The following is a 22,974-nucleotide window of genomic DNA, read 5'->3' on the forward strand; positions in this document are numbered from 1 at the left end:
TCGGGTCAGTTTATGTCAGGTGGCGGCTAACGCCTTACCTGACCGACAAAACCTGAACCCGATGCGTATGTCTGACTACCAATAAAAAAGGCGCTATCAACTCATAGCGCCCTTCTTCATTGATAAAACTGACTTAGCGATTACTTGGGTCGAACTTCACCGCATCAATCGCCATATCGTCAATGACCTGCTTCAGCGTATCAACGGTCAGCGGCGTACTTTCGTTGGATAACGTTTTCCCCTCCCCCTTACGCACGACTTTAATGACCGGCTTGTTGGTCGCCGCATCGATCAGCTCACCTTCAAAGTACAGGTTAGTATCCATGGTACGGTGACCTGTTGCTGCCTGGGTGCCCGCGATAACCATCGCTACCGGAATCACTTCATAGAACTGCAGGCCTTCTTTGCTGGAATCCACGCCGGTGATGGCACCACGGAAGATCAAGCTACGTTTACCTGCGGTGGTTGCCAGCGGCTTACGCTCGGAAATAGCCTGTTTCATCTCTTTGTTGGTGTAATTTAAGATATCAGCCAATGCCTTTTCGCCAACCTGCGTCGTCGGTTTTGGTACCGGGTAATAAGTGATCGGGTTATAAACAACGTTATCGTAATTGCTCGGATTATAATCCGGAGAAATCCAGCGCAGCTCCGGTTTACCGGAAGCGGAGGTGGTTTCTTTTAAGCTTGAGTAATCTTTTAAAAAACCCGAATATTGTTCAGGTTTAGCGAGTTTTGATGAGCAACCGGCTAACGCTAGCAGGCCGGCAAGCGCGGCGACCTTAAAAAATAACTGAGTACGCATAGGTTAATCCCTGTGAATGCAATCGTTCGGCATGTGTTATAACAAAATACAGGGGTAAGTTTTGTGGCAAAAATGGTGATACGTCAAGTACCTGAATAAAATAAACCCGCCGTTGCCAGCGGGCCCTCATTCTTTATTTATTTTATATCCACCTGGTAAAAAATATGCTTACCAAAGGGATCGATTTCGTAACCAGTAACATTTTTACGTACGGGTTCAAAAATAGTCGAATGGGCAATCATCACCGCCGGCATCTGGTCGTGCATCATCTGTTGCGCCTGGAGATAGAGAGCTTCGCGTTTTGGGCGATCGGTTATCGATTTAGCTTCGGTAATCAGTTTATCAAATGGTTGATAGCACCATTTCGCCGAGTTAGAACCACCGTTAGCCGACTGGCATGTGAATAGCGGGCCGAAGAAGTTATCCGGATCGCCGGTAGCCGTCGTCCAACCCATCAGCGCCGCCTGATGCTCACCATCCTTCACGCGCTTTAAATATTCACCCCACTCATAGGTGGTGATTTTGGTTTGCACGCCAATTTTCGCCCAGTCGGCCTGAATCATCTCGGCCATGCGTTTAGCATTCGGGTTATAGGGCCGCTGAACCGGCATCGCCCACAGGTCGATAGTGATCGGACCTGCAACCCCCGATTCATCCAGTAGAGCTTTGGCCTTCTGCGGATCGTATTCATAATCTTTCAGATTGCTATCCGCACTCCACACACCGGGCGGCAGCAGGTTTTTCGCCGCCGTACCGGTACCATGGAATACCGCTTCAATAATCGCCGATTTATTGATCGCCATGGCTAAGGCCTGACGAACTTTGACGTTATCCAGGGGCGCTTTCTGGGTATTAAATGCCAGGAAGCCGGTGTTGAGACCCGCTTTGCTCATCAGATTGATATCTTTGTTCTCTTTCATCCTCGGCAAATCAGCCGGGTTGGGGAACGGCATCACCTGACACTCATTCTTCTCAAGCTTGGCATAGCGTACTGAGGCATCCGGAGTAATGCTGAAGATCAGCCTGTCGATATTGGCCTTCCCCTGCCAGTATTCCGGGAAAGCAGTAAAAAGAATGCGCGAATCTTTTTGATACTGGGCGAGTTTAAACGGACCGGTACCAATCGGGTCCATATCCACCCGCTCCGGCGTCCCGGCTTTTAACATCGCATCGGCATATTCCGCCGATAAAATAGAGGCGAAATACCAGGCAAGATCGGCAACAAACGGCGCTTCCGCGTGGGCGAGCGTAAAACGAACCGTATATTCATCCGGCTTATCGATATTGGTAATTAATTGACCAAACTCGAGACTTTCAAAATTGGAATAATTACCACTGGAGACATTGTGATAAGGATGCTTAGGATCTTTTTGCCGCATAAAAGAGAAAATCACATCGTCGGCATTAAAATCACGGGTCGGTTTAAAATATTTATTACTCTGAAACTTAACGCCTTTACGTAAATGGAAAGTATAAACTTTGCCATCTTCGCTGACCTCCCAGCTTTCGGCCAGGCTCGGCTGCAGTTCGGTGGTCCCGGCCTTAAAATCGACCAACCGGTTGTAGACAGGCACCGCGCTGGCATCCACGCTGGTTCCAGAGGTGTAGAGCTGAGGGTTGAAGTTTTCCGGCGATCCTTCGGAACAGTAGACCAGCGTTTTTGCGCTAATAGCCGAGCTGGCCGTCAGCGCGGCTAATGCCAGAGCAAGCGTCGTGAATCTGCGTTGCATATGCTTTCCTTTTTAATTTTTCAGCTAATTTATATACCCTAAATAATTCGAGTTGCATGAAGGCGGCAAGAGAGGGAGTCCCCAGGAGCTTACTAAAGTAAGTGACTGGGGTGAGCGAGCGCTGGCAACACACATGCAACTTGAAGTATGACGGGTATAGCTTGTTGTTTTGCCATTCATACATAACACTAAAGCCTCATTGCAAACACCTGAAAAAACAAATAAAGAAGGAATCACTATGTCATCTCCGCTAGCCAGTCAATTAACCCAACGCTTCTTCCGCTATCTGGCGATCACCAGCCAGAGCGACCCGCACGCGACCACCCTGCCCACTACGCCGGGACAACACGCGATGGCGCAGGCGCTTGCCGATGAGTTACGACAGCTGGGCCTGGATGAAATCGTGATTGACGAACACGCTACCGTCACGGCGATTAAAAAAGGCAATGTTCCCGGCGCGCCGCGGATTGGCTTTATTACCCATATCGATACCGTCGACGTCGGCCTGTCGCCGGATATTCATCCACAGATTCTGCGCTTTACGGGTGAAGATCTCTGTTTGAATGCTGATAAAGATATTTGGCTACGAGTGACGGAACATCCGGAAATCGCCGCTTATCCGGGTGAAGAGATCATTTTCAGCGACGGCACCAGCGTACTCGGAGCCGATAATAAATCCGCCGTGACGGTGGTGATGACGGTGCTGGAAAACCTGACGGCGGAGCATCGCCACGGCGATATCGTTGTCGCGTTTGTCCCGGATGAAGAAGTTGGCCTGCGCGGGGCCAAAGCGCTGGATCTTTCCCGCTTTGTCGTCGACTTCGCCTGGACTATCGACTGCTGCGAGCTGGGCGAAATCGTCTATGAGAACTTTAACGCCGCAGCAGCAGAGATCCGCTTTACCGGCGTCACCGCTCACCCGATGTCGTCAAAAGGTGTGCTGGTCAATCCCTTGCTAATGGCTACCGATTACATGAGCCATTTTGACCGCCAGCAAACCCCGGAGCATACCGCCGGACGCGAAGGCTACGTCTGGTTTAACGGTATCCAGGGCGATCAAAACAGCACACTGCTACAGGCCAGCATTCGCGATTTTGACCTTGAAAGTTTTAACCGTCGCAAGCAGCAGATTGGCGAAGTAGCGCAAAAAATCGCCGCGCAGTATCCAACAGGCAGCGTCGAATTTCACGTCAGCGACACTTATAGCAACATCAGCAATGCGATTGGCGAAGATCGCCGGGCCATCGACCTGATGTTTGAGGCGATGGAAAGCTTAGGGATCACACCGAAACCGACGCCGATGCGCGGAGGCACCGACGGCGCGGCGCTATCGGCAAAGGGAGTATTAACACCAAACTTCTTTACCGGCGCGCACAACTTCCACTCGAAATTTGAGTTTCTGCCACTGCGCGCCTTTGAGGCCTCTTATCAGACCGCGTTACAGCTCTGTCTGCTAGCCGCGCGTTAAATCGGTTTGCGTGCCAGCATAGTGGCGAAACGCAGCTTAATGCGATTACCGTTGGCGTCGGTGCGATGCAGTTCGCCGACGTCTTCGTTGTACTTGAGGAACTCCCAACCCGCGTAATAATTACGCAGCTCTTGCGGTTTAAAGGCAAACGGGAAACCAACGGTGCACGGATAGTCTTCAGTATCCATCGCCGCGACGATCAGGTTGTATCCACCAACTTTAGTGCAGCGCTGCATGTTATCAATAAGCCCCGGGATCGTCTTTGCCTCAAGGAACATCATCACCACGGTGGAGAGAATAAAATCATACTCGCCGTCAAAGCTCAGCGAGTTAAGGTCCTTAATCGCCGCCTGCAGGTTCTCCAGCCCTTCCGCCTGACGAACACTTTCGAGATTGCTGATGCTGGCCGGGTTTTTATCCCATGCGGTAACGTCAAAGCCATTAGCCGCCAAATAAAGGCTATTGCGCCCGTTACCGCAGCCCAGATCCAGCGTCTTGCCCGGCGCAATCAGCGTCGCGGCATGCACCACTTCCGAGTGGGTGCGGGTCATACCGTATTTATCGGTAAAGTAGTTTTCATCACGAAGAGTCATGGTTAATCCTTATTTTTTAATAACGTGTCGCGTTCGACGCGAATCAGCAGTTTGCCGCGCATCAGCAGCAGAAAGGTTCGTATCAGCAGTATCCCGATGATCAGATTGGTAAAAATAAATAATGGGATCGCCAGTGTGTGGAAAAAGCCGTCAGGATGAGTGTGGCCAAGATGCAGCCCGGTCGTCGCCAGAGCGGAAATACCGAACGAGAAACTCCAGAACGACGCGTTAAACGGCTGGCGCAAATACCACGGCATCAGGCGCAACATAAACAGCAACTGGAGCAAGCCGTAGCCAAACAGCAGCTTAGCAAAGGTATCCGCTTCCCCACCGTTGACGCTCAACCAGGCGCTGCACGCCACCAGCGCCGGGGCCAGTTGAATGCCCAGCGAGGTACGCATGGCGGTCGGCAGTTCGCCATCGCTGCGCAGACGCTGCAAAATCACCGGTTCAAGGCTGAGCCAGGAGAAGATCCCCGCGCCAAGAAACACCAGCCCGGCATCGTTAAAACCCAGCGCGCCGCAGGCCATGGCGCTAATAAAGTTGTTCGCCACCGTCGGCAAGTAGAGACCCGGCGTCGTCGCCTCTCCGGGGTGTTGTCCCCGCCATAGTCCGGCGCTTTGCCAGGCTGAATAGGAGAGCTGTAGCACCACGCCAAGACTAAACAGGACCAGCGATAGCGAGCGCAGCCATGGCACAAAGCCGATGGAGACCAGCATGGTGGTCGCCGGAAAAAGGCTGACAAAGCTGCTGGCGACCGGGTGACGCATCTCTTGCAGTACGCTATGCGGAAAACGTAGCGCCCGCGAAATAAACGCGACCGCCAGTAGCGCCCAAATGACCATCGCCAGAATCACCAGCCCGTCACCAATAGCCCGGCTCACCGGCCAGATGGTACTGGCATAGCGCCAGGCGAAGCCCATACCGATAATGCCCAGCACCATGCCAAAGTAACCCGCTGGTAAATTTATTACCTGACTCTTATTCTGGTTTTTATTCATTTTGTTTAATATTTCAATTTATCTTAAGTTGCATTTTAAAAGAACCTTCAAAAACGCGCTACGGAGTTTTTTGCTATCTTTATGTTAACCATACGTAATGAGAAAGTCCGATGCGCAAATATTGCCTCAGTGAGAAGGTTCGCCAGTTTCACTATGAAGAGGACGGGAACAAACATAGCGTAAATCTGCGGCAAATTGTCGCCTTGCGTGATTTCTCTGACGTGAAAGTCGGGGACGAAGGCGGCTGGCTGGACGATGAAGAGGCGCTGAGCCACAGCGGCGGGTGCTGGATTTATGATGCCAATAGCGCCGTTTTTGATGGTTCGAGGATTGAGGGCAACGCGCGGTTGACCGGCGAGTGCGTGATCGGTCACGGAGTCATCATTAGCGATAACGCCCGTCTGGATAGCGTACACATCAGCCACTACGCACGAGTAAGTGACAACGTCACAATAGAGTCATCCCGAATTCGTGGTTGTTGTCATCTGGCGGACGACGCGCGGATCCTCCCCCACAGCTTGATTATCGCCGCTCAGGGGCTCACCGCCGACAATGATAAGATCTTGCGTATTTATCAGCGGGCGACAGTCAGCACATCGCGGATTGTCCATCAGGCGCAAATTTACGGTGATGCCTTTGTCGAATATGCGTTCGTCGAACATCGAGCGGAGATTTTTGACAATGCCCGGGTGGAAGGCAACAACGAGAACGATGTTTGGGTTTGTGATAACGCCAGAGTCTATGGCAACGCGCGGATTATCGCCGGGCGCGAAGAGGACGCCATTCCAACCCTGCGTTACAGCTCGCAGGTCGCAGAAAATGCAATCGTAGAAGGAAACTGCCTGCTTAAGCATCGGGTGATGGTCGGCGGCCATGCGCACCTGCGCGGTGGGCCAATCCTGCTTGATGATGAGGTATTAATAGAGGGAAACGCAGCTATCTGTGGTGATGTGATAATCGAACATCAGGTGGCAATTCGCGACGGCGCACGAGTTGAGGCAAGTGCTGGCGATGCCATTCATATTCGTGGCGCAAAGGTTATTAGCGGCGACGAGCATATTACCCGTACGCCAATCGTCGGTTTTCTGTAAGCCTTACTCCCCGGGGGCGGCGCTCAACGCGCCTTGCCCGGGCTACGGATCCGAGCGGTCTGTGGGTATTGTAGCCCGGACAGATGCGCAGCATCGCCTCCGGGAAGAACCAGCATATTACCCACACGCCCATAGTCATTTTTTTGTAAGCTTTACTCCCCGGGGGCGGCGCTCAACGCGCCTTGCCCGGGGTACGGATCCGAGCGGTCTGTGGGTGTTGTAGCCCGGACAGATGCGCAGCATCGCCTCCGGGAAGAACTTCGGGTTTATTGCCCATCACAATCAATAATGCGCCCGTAGATATTCTGGTCATCATACGAACCGTTAAGGAACTCGGCCTGCTTCAGACACCCTTCAAGCGTAAAACCATTGCGTAACGCTACCTGATTGCTCTTATGGTTCGCCACCCGGCATTTGATCACAAACCGGCGAACCGTACCGCTGCGAGCGTAATAATCCATAAAAGCCTGTAGCGCCTGAGAAAGCAGCCCCTGTCCATTATGACTTTCGTCAATCCAGTAGCCGATATATGCGGTCTTGTTAATCGGTTCAATCTGGTTAAACGACAGCACGCCGATAATTTCTTCATGCAAAAAGAGCAAAAACATTTTGGCGTAGCCGCGTTGATGCAGCATTACGTTGCCCTGCACGTGACGACGGGTTTCATCTTCGTGGCTGACCTCAGCAGGCCAGCTCAGTGATTGCTGAAGCCAGTGCTGGTTTTTAATCACCAGTTGGTGCAACTCAGTGACGTGACGTTCATCGACAGCACGCAGGGAAAGGGTGTCGGTCACGGGGATTTGTTCTGGCATGGCGGTATTTTCAGCAGACATAGCGCACTCTTACAGAGGGACAAACGCCCGCAGAATCTCCTCTGCGGGCGGGACAACGAGCGATTACTTCATCACCCGATCATCAACGTAGTTGCGCTTATCCGGCGCTGGCGGGAAATACTGATACAGCCAGGTTTCGCTTATCGCCTCCCCCTGGCAGCGCAGGAACATACGCATCTCCACCGGGTCGGTAGAATCCGAGGTCGGATACCAGTCAAACTGGATGCGATAGCCATCAAACGGTTCAACGTAGAGGATCTCTATCTGCCTCGCTTCGCCGCTCGAGAGAGTAATCACCGGCTCAATGCCCTTCGGAGCAGCTGCTTTCAGATCGCCGCCGACAAAATCGATAGCAAAACGGCGAGTCCATTTATCCGGATAGTGTTCACCCGGTGCCCAGCCTTCCGGGAAGCCGCCCATACCGGTACGCGTTGCCATGACGCGAGCCAGCGGAGAGCGAACCGGCGGCTGCGCACTCCAGTAGAGACGATAGCGGAAGTCCAGTTCGTCCCCGGCTTTTACCGGTTTCGCTGGCTGCCAGAAGCAGACGATGTTGTCCAGCGTTTCGCCGGTCGTCGGGATCTCCATCAGGCTAACGGCGCCCTTGCCCCACTGGTTACGCGGTTCAACCCACAGGCTTGGGCGCTTGTTGTACCAGCCCATGATGTCCTGATAGTGGGAGAAATCGCGATCCAGCTGCAACAGACCAAAACCGCGCGGGTTCTTATCCTGGTAGGCGTTAAATTGCAGCTTTTGCGGGTTGTTCAGCGGGCGACAAATCCACTCGCCGTTGCCCAGCCACATTGACAAACGATCGGAGTCATGGATTTGCGGATGGATGGTGTCGCACATCCGGCGTTCGTTGTTGCCGCAGCTGAACATACTGGTCATCGGCGCAATGCCCAGCTGTTTGATGTCTTTACGCGCATAGATGTGGTTTTCCACATCCATAATCACCTGCGTTTCCTGGCAGTTGACGACAAACTTATAGGCCCCGGTGACGCTCGGGCTGTCGAGCAGTGCGTATACGGTAAATACCGTCGCTCCCGGTTTGGCGGTTTCAAACCAGAAAGAGGTGAAGTCCGGGAACTCTTCCGGCGTATCGGTAAAGGTGTCGATAGCCAGTCCACGGGCAGAAAGACCATACTGATAAGTACTGTCCACCGCGCGGAAGTAGCTTGCACCGAGGAAAGCGACGATATCGCGACGCGCCAGCTCCGGGGCTTTAAAGACGCGGAACCCGGCAAAACCAAGATCGCTCTGGCCTTCCAGCTGTTTGGTGTCGACGCCAGCGTCATTGTATTTAAACAGCTCCGGGCGGAAATGAATTTCCCGCGCCTGCTGGCTTTGCGAATCCAGCGAGAACATGCGCACGCGGCGGCGGAAGCCCATGCCGACGTGGAAAAACTGAATATCCAGCTTGCGCTCTTCGATATTGCTCCACAGGGAGTGTGCCGCATCATACTGAATGCTGTTGTAGGCCTGCGGAGTCAGGTTCGCCAGTGTCGGCGGCAGATCGCGAGGCGCTCCGCCCCAGGGTTGACGGGCAAGGTCATGCGCCATCGATTGCAGCACGGAGTAGTCAAAACGGCGCGTCAGCCCATCGGCAATTCCCGAATCCTCGGCAAACGCGGCTTTACTGAACAGAGAGGCGACTCCTGACGTTCCGCATACGGCGGCAACAGCCATGGAAGATTTGAGAAAACGTCTGCGGTTCATGCCTGAGAAAGCATCCTTATTCATAGGTGAATTGAGACGCGACGTAACAAACTCATGCGTCGCGAATGTCGCTCACTCTAGACAAAAACGATTGATAATCCAATTGTTGGCGGCAGAAAAAGCGTGAAAAAAATATGTCCACCGGACCAGACCGAATTCCCCCGTAGGTCAGACCTCGGGGGAATGGCGATTATTTGACGCTGACGTCAATACCGGGGAAGTATTTACCCGCCAGACGCGTGATGGTGCCGTCAGCGCGAACTTTATCGATAGCCGCGTTCAGCTGTTTTTGCGTCGCCTCATCCCCTTTGCGCAGGCCGTAGCCAATCCCGCTGCCGAGAATAGTATCGTCAGCCACCGGTTTGCCGATAAAACCAAATCCTTTGCCCTGCGGTTTGCTAAGGAATCCTGCCTGCCCGGCAGCGGACATCACCAGAGAGGCATCAATGCGCCCGTTAAGCAAATCGGCCCACGCCATATTCTGGTCTTTATAAGCGATGACGGTAACGCCGTGCTTTTCCCAGTGCTCTTTGGCGAAGGTTTCCTGAATCGATCCTTGCAGAACGCCAATGGTTTTCCCCTTCAGCCCTTCCGGTGTCGCCTGCATCCCGCTATCCGCCTTGCCTACCAGTTGCGAAGGGATACGGTAAATAGGTTGCGTAAAATCAATACTCTTGCGCCGCTGCTCGGTAATGTTCATTGCCGAGTTAATCGCATCGAACTTCTTCGCCACCAGCCCCGGGATCAGGGCATCAAACGACGTTTCAACCCAGCTGCATTTCAGCTGCGCCGCCTGGCAAATTGCATTACCCAGTTCGATATCAAATCCCACCAGTTCCCCTGCCGCGTTGCGGCTTTCGAACGGTGGATATTCTGCTTCGACGCCGTAGCGCAGCTCGCTGGCCGCCAGCGAGGAAAAAGTGCAAATCATCCCCAGCGCGAGGGTAAAGGCTTTTATCTTCATCAGGTGGCTCCTTAGCGTGGCTTAACGTGACACAGTGCCCGTGCACCGGCCCGCAGTGTCGCTTCATCTTTGGCAAAAGAGAGGCGAATTAGTTTGTTATCAGTGCCATCGGTATAAAACGCCGACAGCGGGATCGTGGCAACGCCATAATCGGTAATCAGCCGTTTGACCATCTCGCTGTCGCTTTCCTCGCTGAAATGACCGTAGTCCGCCAGCAGGAAGAAAGAGCCCGCAATCGGCAGCAGCCGAAACGGCGAGTCCACCAACAACTGCACGATCAGATCGCGCTTTTGCTGATAAAACGAGGCCAGCGAGAGCCAGGATTGCGGGTCGCGCATATGTTCAGCGAAGGCATACTGCATCGGGGTATCGGCGGAAAACATCAGAAACTGATGCACCTTGCAAATTTCGTCCATCAACGCAGCCGGGGCGACACAGTAACCCACCCGCCAGCCGGTGACATGATAGGTTTTGCCAAATGAGGAGATAATCACGCTGCGCTCCGCCAGGTGCGGGTGAGTCGCCATTCCGTGATGCTGTGCACCATCAAAAACCACGTGTTCATAAACTTCATCTGACAGGATCACAATGTCGGTATGGCGAGTGAGCGCCGCTAGCTGGGCTAAATCATCCGCAGAAAACACCTGCCCGCTTGGGTTGTGCGGAGTATTAATAATGATCATCCGCGTACGTGGGGTAATCGCCGCGCGAACCTCATCCCAGTTCACGGCAAAATCCGGTACCGTCAGCTTAATCGCTACCGGCGTCCCCCCTTGCAGGCGCACGATTGGCGCATAGCTATCAAAAGAGGGCTCGAAATAGATGACCTCATCGCCAGGATGCACCAGTCCGCTAATGGCGGAGTAGATCCCCTGACTGGCGCTGGCGGTAATCAACACCTCGTCGTCCACATCGTAATGCGTGCCGTACAGCGCGGCGATTTTTTCGGCGATGCGCTCTTTCAGCACGCGCAAACCGGTCATCGGCGCGTACTGGTTATGCCCCTGCGCCATTGCCTGGGTCACGCCTTCGACAAGGTGTTCGTCGCAGGAGAAATTCGGTGCGCCCTGAGAGAGGTTTACGGCATTATGCTGCGCGGATAGCTGACCAATCACGGTAAAAATAGTGGTGCCGACATCCGGCAGTTTAGAGCGGGTGCTCACCGAAGAACTGAGGGCCATAGTTAATCCTTTTTCACTTTATTTGCATAAGCATTCAATCCAAAGGTTCGGGATGCGACAATCGAATTGTTGTCATAGTAGCTATGCACAGCGATCATGGCTTAAGGTGAAAAACGGTCAGCAGACCTGCCGACCGTGAGAGTAATTATTTCTGATTTAAGAGGTTAAAGCTGGTCATCAGATTGCGATAGTCCGGGATATGGTTGGAGAACAAGGTCCCCAGACCTTCAACATCATTGCGCCAATCGCGATGTAGCTCACAGGCTGCGCCAAACCACGACATCAGCTGCACACCCGCCTGCGACATACGATCCCATGCGGCATCGCGGGTAATCGGATTAAACGTGCCGGACGCGTCGGTTATCACAAAGACATCAAAGCCCTCTTCAATCGCTGACAGTGCCGGAAAAGCCACGCAAACTTCGGTCACGACGCCGGCGATAATCAGTTGCTTTTTACCCGTGGCTTTGACGGCCTTCACAAAATCTTCGTTATCCCAGGCATTAATGTTGCCAGGACGGGCAATGTAAGGCGCGTCCGGGAACTGCTCTTTCAGCTCCGGCACCAACGGGCCGTTGGGACCATTTTCGAAGCTGGTGGTTAAGATGGTCGGCAGACCGAAGTACTTCGCCAGGTCGCCAAGGGCAAGGACGTTGTTCTTGAACTTATCAGGATCGATATCGCGCACAAGTGATAACAGTCCCGTTTGGTGATCCACCAGCAGCACAGCGGCATCATTTTTATCCAGACGAACATACGGTTTGGCCATGATCTCTTCCTCATTTCGACATCAGATTTTCCGCCAGATTGCAGCTTCGGCGGGTATTTATACCCTAAATAATTCGAGTTGCAGGACAAGGCACTTGTGCCTTGAACAGCGCTTGCGCTGGCCCCGAAGGGGCGAGGCCATAGGCCGAGTAACGCGGCAAGTGAGCGAAACCCCGGGAGCTTACTCTGGTAAGTGGCTGGGGTGAACGAGCGCGGCCAACACACCTGCAACTTGAAGTATGACGGGTATGGTTAACAGGGCTGATAATAGTGTAATCACTGGCTGAGGATTAGCCGCTGAATGTGAGACGCATTGTCCCATTTGCGGAACAAGCCGTGGCATACTGCTAAAAACCAATACCAACTGCAGGGATATTCCCGGCACTTTTTTGTCTTTGATTTCAGGAAGAAAATAATGAGCAAAAATGTCGTTATCTGTTGTGATGGAACCGGTAATGAAGTGAAGGCAGAGCTGTCAAACGTACTGAAACTTTACCGGGTGATGAGCAAAAACGCAGCGCAATGCGTCTATTATCAACCTGGAATTGGCACTATTGGTCAGCACAACGCCTGGCAACAGTTGCGACAAAAAGTCCGCGGATGGTTTGAACTCGCCACTGGTTTCGGCCTGGATAAAGACATCCTTTGCGCCTACCGCTTTCTTTGTGAAAATTACGCCCAGGGGGATAAAGTGTGGCTTTTCGGCTTTAGCCGTGGGGCGTACACCGTTCGCGTACTCGCGGCCATGGTAAACATGATTGGCCTGCTCAATAAAGACCAATTGAATCTCGCCGAATACGCCCTCGCCGCCTACAAGCGCGCAAGTTTAAGCAATGAACCGCCTCGTCAGAGCAAGCAGCCCTCTTCAGCGCTGGCCGATGCATGGCACTTCTCACGGGTCGCCGGAACGCGGATGATTCAGATTGAGTTTATCGGCGTGTGGGACACCGTCTCCTCAATATTGATCCCGAAAAAATTCGGCCTGCTGCTGGATGTGGAAAAGCTGCTCTATACCCAGAAAAACCCCATTGTGAAGTGCTTTCGCCAGGCCATCGCCATCGATGAGCGGCGTCGGATGTTTCGACTACATCACTGGCTTGAACCTCAATCTTTTAGAGCCAAACCTTTTAAGCCTGAAAGCGATATTACGCAGGACGTCAAGCAGGTCTGGTTTGCGGGCGTTCATGCGGATATCGGTGGCGGATATCCGGAAACGGAGAGCGGCCTGTCAAAATTTCCGCTGGTCTGGATGATAGAAGAAGCCCGGTCGTACGGCCTGCTGGTGAATCAGGCCAATATTAATCAAATGGTTTTCGGCAAGCCGCGGCAAGGCAGTAAATATCGCTACGCCGCACCGGATGAGATGGCTGAGATACACCGCTCATTGACGCTGTCCTGGATCCCTCTCGAATGGTTACCTAAAAATGTGAAAGCCAGGGAATGGCATGAGCGTCGGGACTGGCTGGGTTGGTATGTTCCGCGAGGGGAACCAAGGTTGATTCCTGAGAGCGCGCTGATTCACCAATCCGTTAAGCAGCGCATGGCATCAAGCGACTATCGGCCCGTTAATCTCCCTCAACGCTACGAGTGGGTTGGCGAGGCGGGTAGCGAACCGCTGGCCCCCTCTGAACAGCCCACCGACAGGGTGACTTGCGCGATATAGCCATGACATACTGGTTATGATCAAAACGCATAGCTGGAGGCGACATGTCGCGAAGCGCCCTACCATTTAATACCGTGGAAACCTTTCTGGTCACCGCCAGGCATCTCAACTTAACCCATGCCGCCCGCGAGCTGTGCCTGACGCAGGGGGCGGTCAGCCGACAGATTGCGGCGCTGGAAAGCTGGTTTGGTTTCCCGTTGTTTGTTCGCCACGCTCGCGGGCTGCGTCTTTCCCCGCAAGGTAGCGCGCTCTACCCGGAGCTACAATCCGCTTTTGCCCGCCTGGTCACGGTCGCTGAGCAGGCCCGTCAGCAGCAAACCGTGGTGCGTCTGAAAGCACCTACCTGCGCCATTCGCTGGCTGGTACCGCGGCTGGTAGCCATTGAGCAATGCCATCCGGAACTGCAGGTCGCCCTGACCACTACCACCGAACATAGCGTTAATTTCAAAACCGAGCCTTATGACGCAGCGATCATCTTCGGCAGCCACCACAGCGCGGGCGAACTGTTGTTTGAAGAGGCGTTGACGCCGGTGATGAACCGCTCGGCGGCTGACGATAACCCACTGAGTGAGATGACCTTTTTACATCCGACGCGGGACAAAACCGACTGGTCGCTGTGGCTGGCGCAATTTTCCTCCGAGAAACCGCTGCCGATGAGTAAAAACCAGCATTTCGATACGATGGATCTGGCGATAACCGCCGCCATGCAGGGGCTGGGGATAGCTATCGCCGACGAAACTCTGGTGGCAGAGGATTTACGCGCCGGTCGTCTGACGCGCCCTTTTGCCCTTAGCGTGAAAACCGGTGCTAGCTATCGGCTGGTAGTGCGAGCCTCACAAAGCAAAGCCGACGGACTGGCGCGCTTTCGTGAAAAGCTGATTAATCCAGGGTCACATGATGCTTCATGACCCGGCGGAACAGCGCCAGGCGAGCGCGCATAAAGCGGTTTTCCACTTTAAAACCCGCCTGTTTATGCAACCCGATTCGCAACAACCGATCGCGCCCACGCAGGCTGGCTGGCCAGCGTACCGTCCCTGAAAGCTCCTGGCAGCCGCCGCCGGCTCGCCGGGCGAATTCAACCCAGTAATTCGCAACCTGCGCCGCAAAAGCCCGATCGCGCTCATTTGCATAATTACGCACCGGCTCAGCCAGCTCGAGATTATCAAAAACGTATACCACTTCGTTACCGTGCCACGCGCCGTGCGGATAGGTTTCATGCTCGGCCTCAGCAACATAATCAAACCAGTAGCGCCAGCACGGCTGCCCTACCCGCTGCTGCGCCTGCATGACCACGTATCCCAGCGTGGTAAACGCCATGTCGCGACACACTTCACGTCCCAGCGCTTCATCCCCCTTGACGCCAGGGTAAAGTAGTTTAATTAACCCGAGACCAAAGCGGCGTTCGCGACGCAGTTTCTGGATTTGCCCAGCGATATCGACACCAAACACCGCCATGACGCTGGCCTCGTCGCTGTTTGAACCAATCATCACCGGTAGCGGATGCTGACGTCCGCTAAAGAACGTTTCCAACATCGGCTGCGGCAGGACAGCATCGCCAACGATAGGTGCCGGGCCGATAGTTAACGGCGCGGTCAGCGACCAGAACGCCTCGGCAGGGATCGCCCGAAGCTGTTCGGCGCTAGCCTGCGGCAAAGCGAAATGTTCAGCGATCAACTGCCCCTTCGCCAGCGCCTTCTCGCGCGGCAAATCCGGCAAGGTATAGCCGCTCTGAATGATCGCTTTATGAAACAACCCTTTGGCTTTCGGCGAAGTCAGCAACGACAGCACGCTGCGCGCCCCGGCGGATTCGCCGAACAGCGTGACGTTGGCAGCATCGCCGCCGAAGGCATGGATGTTTTCCTGAACCCATTGCAGCGCGGCAATCTGATCGAGCAGAGCAAAATTATAGATTCTTTCGCCATCTTCGCCTTCCAGCGCTGGATGAGCAAAAAAGCCCAGATGTCCCAACCGGTAGTTGACCGTCACCACCACCACCTCGCGGGAAGCCAGCGCTTTACCGTCATAGGGTGGCAAGCTGCCAGCACCGATGGTGTAACCACCACCATGCAGCCAGACCATCACCGGTAAAGCGCGCTCCCGAGCGGCGGGTGACCAGACGTTAAGGTAGAGACAATCCTCTGAGAAGCGGCCAGGATCGCCGCCGCCAAGCTCACGGCAATACTCAATATCCTGCCAGCTGGAAGCGGAGAATGTATCAGCCTGACGCACGCCCTGCCAACGGGCGGCAGACTGCGGCGCGCGCCAGCGAAGGTCGCCGACGGGCGGTGCGGCATAGGGAATGCCGCGCCAGATGTGTATTCCTTCTTCGGAGGTGCCCGATAAGGTGCCCTGCCGGGTTTTCACCAGCGGGGTAGACGGATTCTGCATGACCTGCTTCCTTTAACGACTCATGCCAGCAGAGTACTGATTTCACAGCAGACCGCAACGTCGTTTGCTGCGCTCTTCCGCCTGTCGATACAGTTCAAACTCATCATAGACCGAACCGCCAAGCGCCGTTTCAAAGGCCTCGCGGCTGGCGTTGCCATGGCTATGAGACTGGATCTCATTGCCCAGGTTCGACTGAAAAATCCCCGCGGCGCTCACCGGTAAGAAGTCTTCATAAATAATCGGCTGGGCAATGACCCAACCGCGTTCGATTAATGGCTGCGGATCATCACCCGGTCGAAACGCCTGGCGATGCGCTTCGCCTGATGGGGTCAGACGGTAGCGGAACCAGGCCAGTCCCTGCTGGCGCAGCAGAAATTCGCTGTCAGGGAACGCGTTAAAGACTTCCTGCAAATGGCGCTGGTGATTAAGATTATCTTTGCCCACCCCAGCCTCGCTGAGCAGTCGGTCATAGAGGGCGCGGCCCTTCGGCGTCAGCGCAATGCCGCGCTGCTCAATTTCGCCAAAGCGGGCGGTGTGCGTGCCTTTATGCTCCCCGGCAAACATCACCGGCTCCTCAAGAGCCTTAAAACTGGTCTGACGCAGTAAAATCGGGACTTCACGCCTCGGCGGCCCTTCAATCAGCGCTTTCGGCGTGATACCGCATTCCGGCATTAGCGCCTGTACCCGGTCAATATCCAGCGTGCGTGGGGTCAGATGATTAATATGGCAGCCGGGGAAACAGACCACATCGGCAATCAGCCGGTGTTCTTCATGCAGCGCGTGATAGGTTTCATCATCAACGGTGGCATGGCGATGCCAGCGAAAGGTTTCCAGCGCCTGGTTGACAAACTCACGTGCTTCAACGGAGGTGAATTCACCCTTCTCTTCATAAAGCGCCATCAGTTCACGACAGCGAGGAGTGAAAATATCGCGGCGGGCGAGAATTTGCGCCGCCCGATTGCGCAGCTCAACGTTAGCAATTAACTCCAGGCGCAGCAGCGAAGTAAAAACCCGAAACGGATTGCGCGCCAGCGCCGAGTCGTCAATGGGCCGAAACGCGGTCGAGTGAACCGGGACCCCGGCCTGCGACAGATCGTAATAGCTAACGGGATACATTCCCATGATGGCAAACATGCGACGTAAGGTCGCTAGTTCCTCCGCCGTTCCGACGCGGATCGCACCGTGACGTTCAACGTTCAGCCGCGCCAGCTCATCGGCATTGGCCAGTTGTTCATGCAGCTTCGGGTTATTTTCCAGTACTGCCAGATTAACGTCGGCCACCAGCTCCAGTAACGTCCCGTACTGGGGAACTTCCTGCTGGTACATCGCCGACATCGCCTGCGAAAAGTGTTCCCGAATCTCATCAGCCGTGATGGTGTTCGCCATGATGTCTTACCTCCAGTGAATACTCCCTGGAGTGTAGGAAAGCTGCTCGCAGGCGGCGGGAAGAATTTACAAACTGTGATGCGGATAGCTGAGCGACCTCTTTTAGCTGACCACTTCATAACCACTGGTTATGAAAAATACCCTTCAATTTCACTTTAAATTAACAAAACATTTACACAAACTGCTTATGGCGATATTACAACAACATGCCCCTCTACCGATAAAACGGAGTACCCTATGAACGATAAATGGTCACCGCGCGAGGTTCTGCATCGCGACTACAACAGCCATCCTCCCGCTTACGCGCCGGGCTACAAAACCAGCGTTCTGCGTTCACCGCGCAATGCGCTGATCTCCCTTCAAAACTCACTCTCAGAAATTACCGGACCGGTGTTTAGCAGTGATGATCTGGGCGCACTGGATAATGACCTTATCCTTAATTATGCCAAAGAGGGTTTGCCCATCGGCGAGCGCATCATTGTGCACGGCTACGTTCGCGATGGGTTTGGCCGTCCGATGAAAAACACGCTGGTTGAAGTCTGGCAAGCTAACGCAGGCGGTCGCTATCGGCATAAGAAAGATCAATATCTTGCTCCCATCGACCCTAACTTTGGCGGCTGTGGCCGGGTACTGACCGACGAAAACGGCTATTACTGTTTTCGCACCATTAAGCCAGGCCCCTATCCGTGGCGCAACCAGGCGAGCGACTGGCGACCGGCGCATATCCACTTCTCTCTTTCCGGCGAAGCCTGGGCGCAGCGCTTAATCACTCAAATGTATTTCGAAGGCGATCCGTTGATTAAACAGTGCCCTATCGTCAAAACCATCAATAATGATGACGCTATTCGGACGTTAATCGCCGAGCTGGATACCCACGCCGCCGTGCCGCTGGACTCTCTGGCCTACCGTTTTGACCTTGTGCTACGCGGTCATCGCGCGACGTTGTTTGAAAACCGCACTCAGGGGGCCGCCCGATGAAAAATTTTTTACCTGAAACTGCTTCACAGACCGCCGGTCCTTACGTACACATCGGCCTTGCGCCGGACGCCGCAGGTTTTCACATCTTTGAAAAGAACTTTGGTCCGACGTTGACCACGCCGGCCACCGAAGGCGAACGAATTACTATCGAAGGCCGGGTGATTGATGGCTCCGGGACGCCGGTACGCGATGTGCTGCTGGAAATCTGGCAGGCCAATGCCGCCGGGCGTTATAACCACCCTGACGACAGGCAGCAGAACAAAAAGCAGGATGCGGAATTTCGCGGCTGGGGGCGTAGCTGCTCGGACTTTACCAGCGGTATCTGGCGCTTTGAAACGATTAAACCCGGCTCCGTTATCGGTCGCGATGGCCGCGTAATGGCACCGCATGTGAATTTATGGATAGTGGCACGCGGGATTAACATTGGCCTCAATACGCGGATGTACTTCTCCGATGAACAGGATGCGAATCAGGCCGACCCGGTACTGAATCTCATTGAATGGGAAGTGCGCCGACAGACTCTTATCGCGCACCGCGAAGTTCGCGGCAATGAAATCGTGTACCGCTTCGATATTCATTTGCAGGGCGAGAACGAAACCGTCTTCTTCGATATCTAGCATTTCTCTTCTTTTCATGCCCCCGCTCGCCGGGGGCCTCTCTTTTTAACAATCTCAACAAAATCAACTTGTAAAATAATAAGATAAAATGTTAATAATATTTTGCTATGAAGTTAACAAATTTAATCAACATTACTTGTCACTGGCGCACCTCTGTTTTTAACATTGATTATGCAAAAAAATGGTCTTTTCAGTCAGCGCATTCGCTTGCGCCATCTACATACCTTCGTGGCCGTCGCTCAACAAGGAACGCTTGGGCGTGCGGCTGAAACCTTAAATCTTAGCCAACCGGCTTTATCAAAGACGCTCAATGAGCTTGAACAGCTAACCGGCACGCGGCTGTTTGAGCGCGGGCGGCTGGGTGCACAGCTCACGCTGGTCGGTGAACAGTTTCTGACTCATGCCGTTAAGGTGCTTGATGCGCTCAATACCGCGGGCCAGTCGCTGAATCGCAAAGAAGGTCTTAACAGCGACATCGTGCGTATTGGGGCCCTTCCTACTGCCGCTCTGGGCGTTTTACCCTCGGTAATTGGTCAGTATCACCAACAACAAAAAGATATCACGTTGCAAGTGGCGACCATGAACAACACCATGCTGCTGGCGGGGCTGAAATCGGGTGAAATCGATATCGGTATCGGGAGAATGTCCGACCCGGAGTTAATGAGTGGTTTGAACTACGAACTGCTGTTTCTCGAATCCCTGAAGCTGGTGGTTCGCCCGGGGCACCCGCTGCTTCAGGAGACGGTCACGCTGAGCCGGGTGATGGAGTGGCCGGTGGTAGTGTCACCAAAAGGAACCCTGCCGCGTCAGAACGCTGAAACCCTGCTGCAAAGTCAGGGCTGCAAAATTCCTTCAGGCTGCATTGAAACGCTGTCGGCCTCGTTATCGCGCCAGCTCACCGTCGATTACGACTACGTCTGGTTTGTCCCCTCTGGCGCAGTAAAAGACGACCTTCGCCGCGGACTGCTGGCGGCGCTCCCCATCCCGACCCAGGGCGCAGGTGAGCCCATCGGTATTCTGACTCGCGTGGATGCCACCCTTACCGCAGGCACGCAGCTCTTGCTCAGCGCGATTCGTAAATCCGTGCCGGTCTGACTGGTGCTTCAATCATTTCCCCGGTGACGGTGCTGTTAACCGGGGAAATAATGGCCTCTTTCCCTGCGCGAACGCGTAACTCTATTCATCAAAATAATCAATTAGTGCGAAATCATTTACTAACAATTGCGTAAATTTATTTAACAGATCTATCATATCCATGATTTCACCAAATGGTTCATTTGAAATCAATAACAGCAATAAACAGGCTTTTATGAAGGCCACAATCACTTCATTCAAAAGACTTCACTTGAAAATTTGATTCATCTGGTTCACTCCTTTGCAGGGGTGGTTAAGGAGAAAAAATGGCAACTGGCAACGTGCCGCGAGGGTTCCCCCGGATCCTGCAGTGGCTTCTCGCCGGACTGATGCTGATCATCGGTCTGGCTATCGGTATTCTCGGTACAAAACTCGCCTCCGTCGGCGGCACCTTCTATTTCGCAATTATGGGCCTGGTGATGATTATCGCCTCGCTGCTCATCTTCCGTAGCCGCCGCGGCGGCATCGTGCTGTACGCAATTGCTTTTGTCGCCTCAATCATCTGGGCGATCGGCGATGCTGGCTGGACATACTGGCCGCTGTTCTCACGCCTGTTTGCCCTCGGTGTGCTGGCCTTTCTTTCTGCGCTGGTCTGGCCGTTCCTTTCCCGCCAACCAGCGAAAAAAGGCCCGGCGTTTAGCCTTGCGGCGATCTTCGCCGTGGTGCTGTTGGTCAGTTTCGGCTGGATGTTCAAATCCCAGCCGCTGGTCAGCGCCAGTGAAGAGGTGCCGGTCAAGCCGGTCGCCGCTGGCGAACAACAGAAAAACTGGGAACATTGGGGTAACACCACCCATGGCGACCGTTTCGCTGCGCTCGACCAGATTAACAAACAGAACGTCGACCAGTTGCAGGTCGCGTGGGTCGCCCATACTGGCGATATTCCGCAGAGTAACGGCTCCGGTGCGGAAGACCAGAACACCCCGTTACAGATTGGCGACACACTTTACGTTTGTACGCCTTACAGCAAAGTGCTGGCACTGGATGTTGATAGCGGCAAAGAGAAATGGCGCTACGATTCAAAGGCCACCGCGCCGAACTGGCAGCGCTGCCGTGGCTTAGGCTATTACGCAGATAGCCAGGCCCAGGTAACAGCCACTGCGGATACACAGCCGGCTGCCTGCTCTCGCCGCCTGTTCCTGCCGACCACCGATGCGCGTCTGATCGCCATCGATGCCGATAACGGCAAACTGTGCGAGACTTTCGGCGACCACGGTATTGTTGACCTCAGCGTTGGTATGGGCGAAATCAAAGCGGGTTACTACCAACAAACCTCCACGCCGCTGGTCGCTGGCAATGTGGTCGTGGTTGGCGGTCGCGTGGCGGATAACTTCTCCACCGGCGAGCCTCCGGGCGTTGTGCGCGCTTACGATGTTCACACCGGTAAGCTGGCGTGGGCATGGGATCCGGGTAACCCGAATCTGACCGGCGAGCCGCCGGAAGGCCAAACCTACACCCGCGGTACGCCGAACGTCTGGTCGGCCATGTCTTATGACGCGAAGCTGAATCTGATCTATCTGCCAACAGGTAACGCTACGCCAGACTTCTTCGGCGGCGAGCGCACTGCGCTTGACGATAAATACAGTTCCTCTATCGTGGCCGTTGACGCAACAACCGGTCAGGTGCGCTGGCACTACCAGACGACTCACCACGACCTGTGGGACTTCGACCTGCCTTCTCAGCCGCTACTGTACGATCTACCTGACGGCAAAGGCGGCACCACCCCGGTGCTGGTGCAAACCAGTAAGCAGGGCATGATCTTTATGCTCAACCGCGAAACCGGTGAGCCGGTGGCCAAAGTGGAAGAGCGTCCGGTTCCGGTAGGTGATATCAAAGGCGAGCGCTATTCTCCTACTCAGCCTTACTCCGTTGGTATGCCGATGATCGGCAACGAGACGCTAAAAGAGTCCGATATGTGGGGCGCAACCCCTGTCGACCTGCTGCTGTGCCGTATCCAGTTTAAAGAGATGCGTCACCAGGGCATCTTTACGCCGCCGGGCGAAGACCGTTCTCTGCAATATCCAGGCTCGCTTGGCGGGATGAACTGGGGCAGCGTGTCAGTTGACCCGAATAACAGCCTGATGTTCGTCAACGATATGCGCCTTGGCCTCGCTAACTATATGGTGCCGCGCGAGAAAGTGGCGAAAGACGCCAGCGGTATCGAAATGGGTATTGTGCCGATGGAAGGTACCCCGTTTGGTGCAATGCGCGAGCGTTTCCTGTCACCGCTTGGCATTCCGTGCCAGAAACCACCGTTCGGCACCATGTCGGCGGTGGATCTCAAAACCGGCAAGCTGGTGTGGCAGGTTCCGGTCGGCACCGTTGAAGATACCGGCCCGCTGGGGATCCGCATGCATATGCCAATCCCTATCGGTATGCCGACGCTGGGCGCTTCGCTGTCTACCCAGTCCGGCCTGCTGTTCTTCGCCGGCACCCAGGATTTCTACCTGCGTGCATTTGATACCGCCAACGGTAAAGAGATCTGGAAATCCCGTCTGCCGGTGGGCAGCCAGTCCGGCCCGATGACCTACGTTTCACCGAAAACCGGCAAGCAGTACATCATCATCAACGCTGGCGGCGCTCGCCAGTCACCGGACCGTGGCGATTACATTATCGCCTACGCTCTCCCGGAGCAGAAGTAAGTATCAGGGCCCCGATTGG

At 54.3% G+C, this 22,974-nt stretch carries 19 protein-coding genes; 8 read left to right on the forward strand and 11 right to left on the reverse strand.

Translation table 11 applies throughout. From position 1 onward, the window contains the following. Positions 1-133 precede the first annotated feature (133 nt). A complete protein-coding gene (locus tag DA718_RS15280; protein ID WP_112216872.1) occupies positions 134-802 on the reverse strand; it encodes a DUF3313 domain-containing protein in 669 nt (222 codons plus the stop codon). Between the two features lie 137 nt (positions 803-939). Further along, positions 940-2,532 carry an ABC transporter substrate-binding protein gene (locus DA718_RS15285; RefSeq protein ID WP_167492772.1) on the reverse strand — a complete coding sequence of 531 codons (1,593 nt, stop codon included), beginning with the start codon at positions 2,530-2,532 and terminating at the stop codon, positions 940-942. Positions 2,533-2,770: 238 nt separating this feature from the next. Between DA718_RS15285 and pepT the strand changes: the two genes are divergently transcribed. Further along, positions 2,771-4,000: a peptidase T gene (pepT, locus tag DA718_RS15290; protein WP_112216873.1), complete on the forward strand. Its 1,230-nt coding sequence runs from the start codon at positions 2,771-2,773 to the stop codon at positions 3,998-4,000. Here pepT and tehB read toward each other — a convergent pair. Both tehB and tehA read right to left on the reverse strand, forming a co-directional pair. Continuing rightward, positions 3,997-4,593 carry a tellurite resistance methyltransferase TehB gene (gene tehB, locus DA718_RS15295; protein ID WP_112216874.1) on the reverse strand — a complete coding sequence of 199 codons (597 nt, stop codon included), beginning with the start codon at positions 4,591-4,593 and terminating at the stop codon, positions 3,997-3,999. The two genes, pepT and tehB, sit on opposite strands and share 4 nt — an antisense overlap. A gap of 2 nt (positions 4,594-4,595) precedes the next feature. Continuing rightward, positions 4,596-5,594, reverse strand: coding sequence for a dicarboxylate transporter/tellurite-resistance protein TehA (tehA, locus tag DA718_RS15300; RefSeq protein ID WP_112216875.1), 999 nt, complete (start codon positions 5,592-5,594; stop codon positions 4,596-4,598). A 110-nt stretch (positions 5,595-5,704) separates the two neighbouring features. On the opposite strand from tehA, the gene ydcK reads away from it, so the two are divergent. Continuing rightward, the gene (gene ydcK, locus DA718_RS15305; protein ID WP_112216876.1) at positions 5,705-6,685 is read left to right on the forward strand and encodes a YdcK family protein; all 981 of its coding nucleotides are present in this window, start codon (positions 5,705-5,707) and stop codon (positions 6,683-6,685) included. 266 nt (positions 6,686-6,951) lie between these two features. On the opposite strand, the gene rimL is transcribed toward ydcK, so the two are convergent. The 5 genes from rimL to ycaC form a co-directional block, all read right to left on the reverse strand. Next, entirely contained in the window at positions 6,952-7,518 is a 567-nt protein-coding gene (rimL, locus tag DA718_RS15310; protein ID WP_112217416.1) for a 50S ribosomal protein L7/L12-serine acetyltransferase, read from the reverse strand. Between the two features lie 63 nt (positions 7,519-7,581). Next, positions 7,582-9,237, reverse strand: a complete 1,656-nt coding sequence (locus DA718_RS15315; RefSeq protein WP_112217415.1) for a glucan biosynthesis protein D — start codon at positions 9,235-9,237, stop codon at positions 7,582-7,584. A 190-nt stretch (positions 9,238-9,427) separates the two neighbouring features. Further along, positions 9,428-10,201, reverse strand: coding sequence for an ABC transporter substrate-binding protein (locus DA718_RS15320; protein ID WP_112217414.1), 774 nt, complete (start codon positions 10,199-10,201; stop codon positions 9,428-9,430). Positions 10,202-10,212: 11 nt separating this feature from the next. After that, a complete protein-coding gene (locus DA718_RS15325; RefSeq protein ID WP_112217413.1) occupies positions 10,213-11,382 on the reverse strand; it encodes a pyridoxal phosphate-dependent aminotransferase in 1,170 nt (389 codons plus the stop codon). Positions 11,383-11,527: 145 nt separating this feature from the next. Further along, on the reverse strand, positions 11,528-12,151 hold the full coding sequence (ycaC, locus tag DA718_RS15330; protein WP_112217412.1) for an isochorismate family cysteine hydrolase YcaC: 624 nt from the start codon (positions 12,149-12,151) through the stop codon (positions 11,528-11,530). 414 nt (positions 12,152-12,565) lie between these two features. On the opposite strand from ycaC, the gene DA718_RS15335 reads away from it, so the two are divergent. Continuing rightward, a complete protein-coding gene (locus DA718_RS15335) occupies positions 12,566-13,813 on the forward strand; it encodes a T6SS phospholipase effector Tle1-like catalytic domain-containing protein (protein ID WP_112215768.1) in 1,248 nt (415 codons plus the stop codon). A gap of 44 nt (positions 13,814-13,857) precedes the next feature. Next, positions 13,858-14,721: a LysR family transcriptional regulator gene (locus DA718_RS15340; RefSeq protein WP_112215767.1), complete on the forward strand. Its 864-nt coding sequence runs from the start codon at positions 13,858-13,860 to the stop codon at positions 14,719-14,721. Here DA718_RS15340 and DA718_RS15345 read toward each other — a convergent pair. Next, on the reverse strand, positions 14,693-16,201 hold the full coding sequence (locus DA718_RS15345; protein WP_112215766.1) for a carboxylesterase/lipase family protein: 1,509 nt from the start codon (positions 16,199-16,201) through the stop codon (positions 14,693-14,695). The genes DA718_RS15340 and DA718_RS15345 overlap by 29 nt on opposite strands. Positions 16,202-16,243: 42 nt before the next feature. After that, complete coding sequence (gene hglS / locus DA718_RS15350) at positions 16,244-17,587, reverse strand: 2-oxoadipate dioxygenase/decarboxylase HglS (protein WP_112215765.1); 1,344 nt, start codon at positions 17,585-17,587, stop codon at positions 16,244-16,246. Between the two features lie 237 nt (positions 17,588-17,824). On the opposite strand from hglS, the gene pcaH reads away from it, so the two are divergent. The 4 genes from pcaH (at position 17,825) to DA718_RS15375 (ending at position 22,955) form a co-directional block, all read left to right on the forward strand. Beyond that, positions 17,825-18,565 carry a protocatechuate 3,4-dioxygenase subunit beta gene (pcaH, locus tag DA718_RS15355; RefSeq protein WP_112215764.1) on the forward strand — a complete coding sequence of 247 codons (741 nt, stop codon included), beginning with the start codon at positions 17,825-17,827 and terminating at the stop codon, positions 18,563-18,565. Then, on the forward strand, positions 18,562-19,182 hold the full coding sequence (pcaG, locus tag DA718_RS15360; RefSeq protein WP_112215763.1) for a protocatechuate 3,4-dioxygenase subunit alpha: 621 nt from the start codon (positions 18,562-18,564) through the stop codon (positions 19,180-19,182). Before pcaH ends, pcaG begins: the two co-directional genes overlap by 4 nt. A 171-nt stretch (positions 19,183-19,353) precedes the next feature. Further along, positions 19,354-20,277 (forward strand): LysR substrate-binding domain-containing protein, encoded by a 924-nt coding sequence (locus DA718_RS15365; RefSeq protein WP_112215762.1) that lies wholly within the window; start codon positions 19,354-19,356, stop codon positions 20,275-20,277. Positions 20,278-20,582: 305 nt separating this feature from the next. Next, on the forward strand, positions 20,583-22,955 hold the full coding sequence (locus DA718_RS15375) for a glucose/quinate/shikimate family membrane-bound PQQ-dependent dehydrogenase (protein ID WP_112215761.1): 2,373 nt from the start codon (positions 20,583-20,585) through the stop codon (positions 22,953-22,955). Positions 22,956-22,974 lie beyond the last annotated feature (19 nt).

This window comes from Klebsiella huaxiensis (genome assembly GCF_003261575.2).
Classification (GTDB): domain Bacteria; phylum Pseudomonadota; class Gammaproteobacteria; order Enterobacterales; family Enterobacteriaceae; genus Klebsiella; species Klebsiella huaxiensis.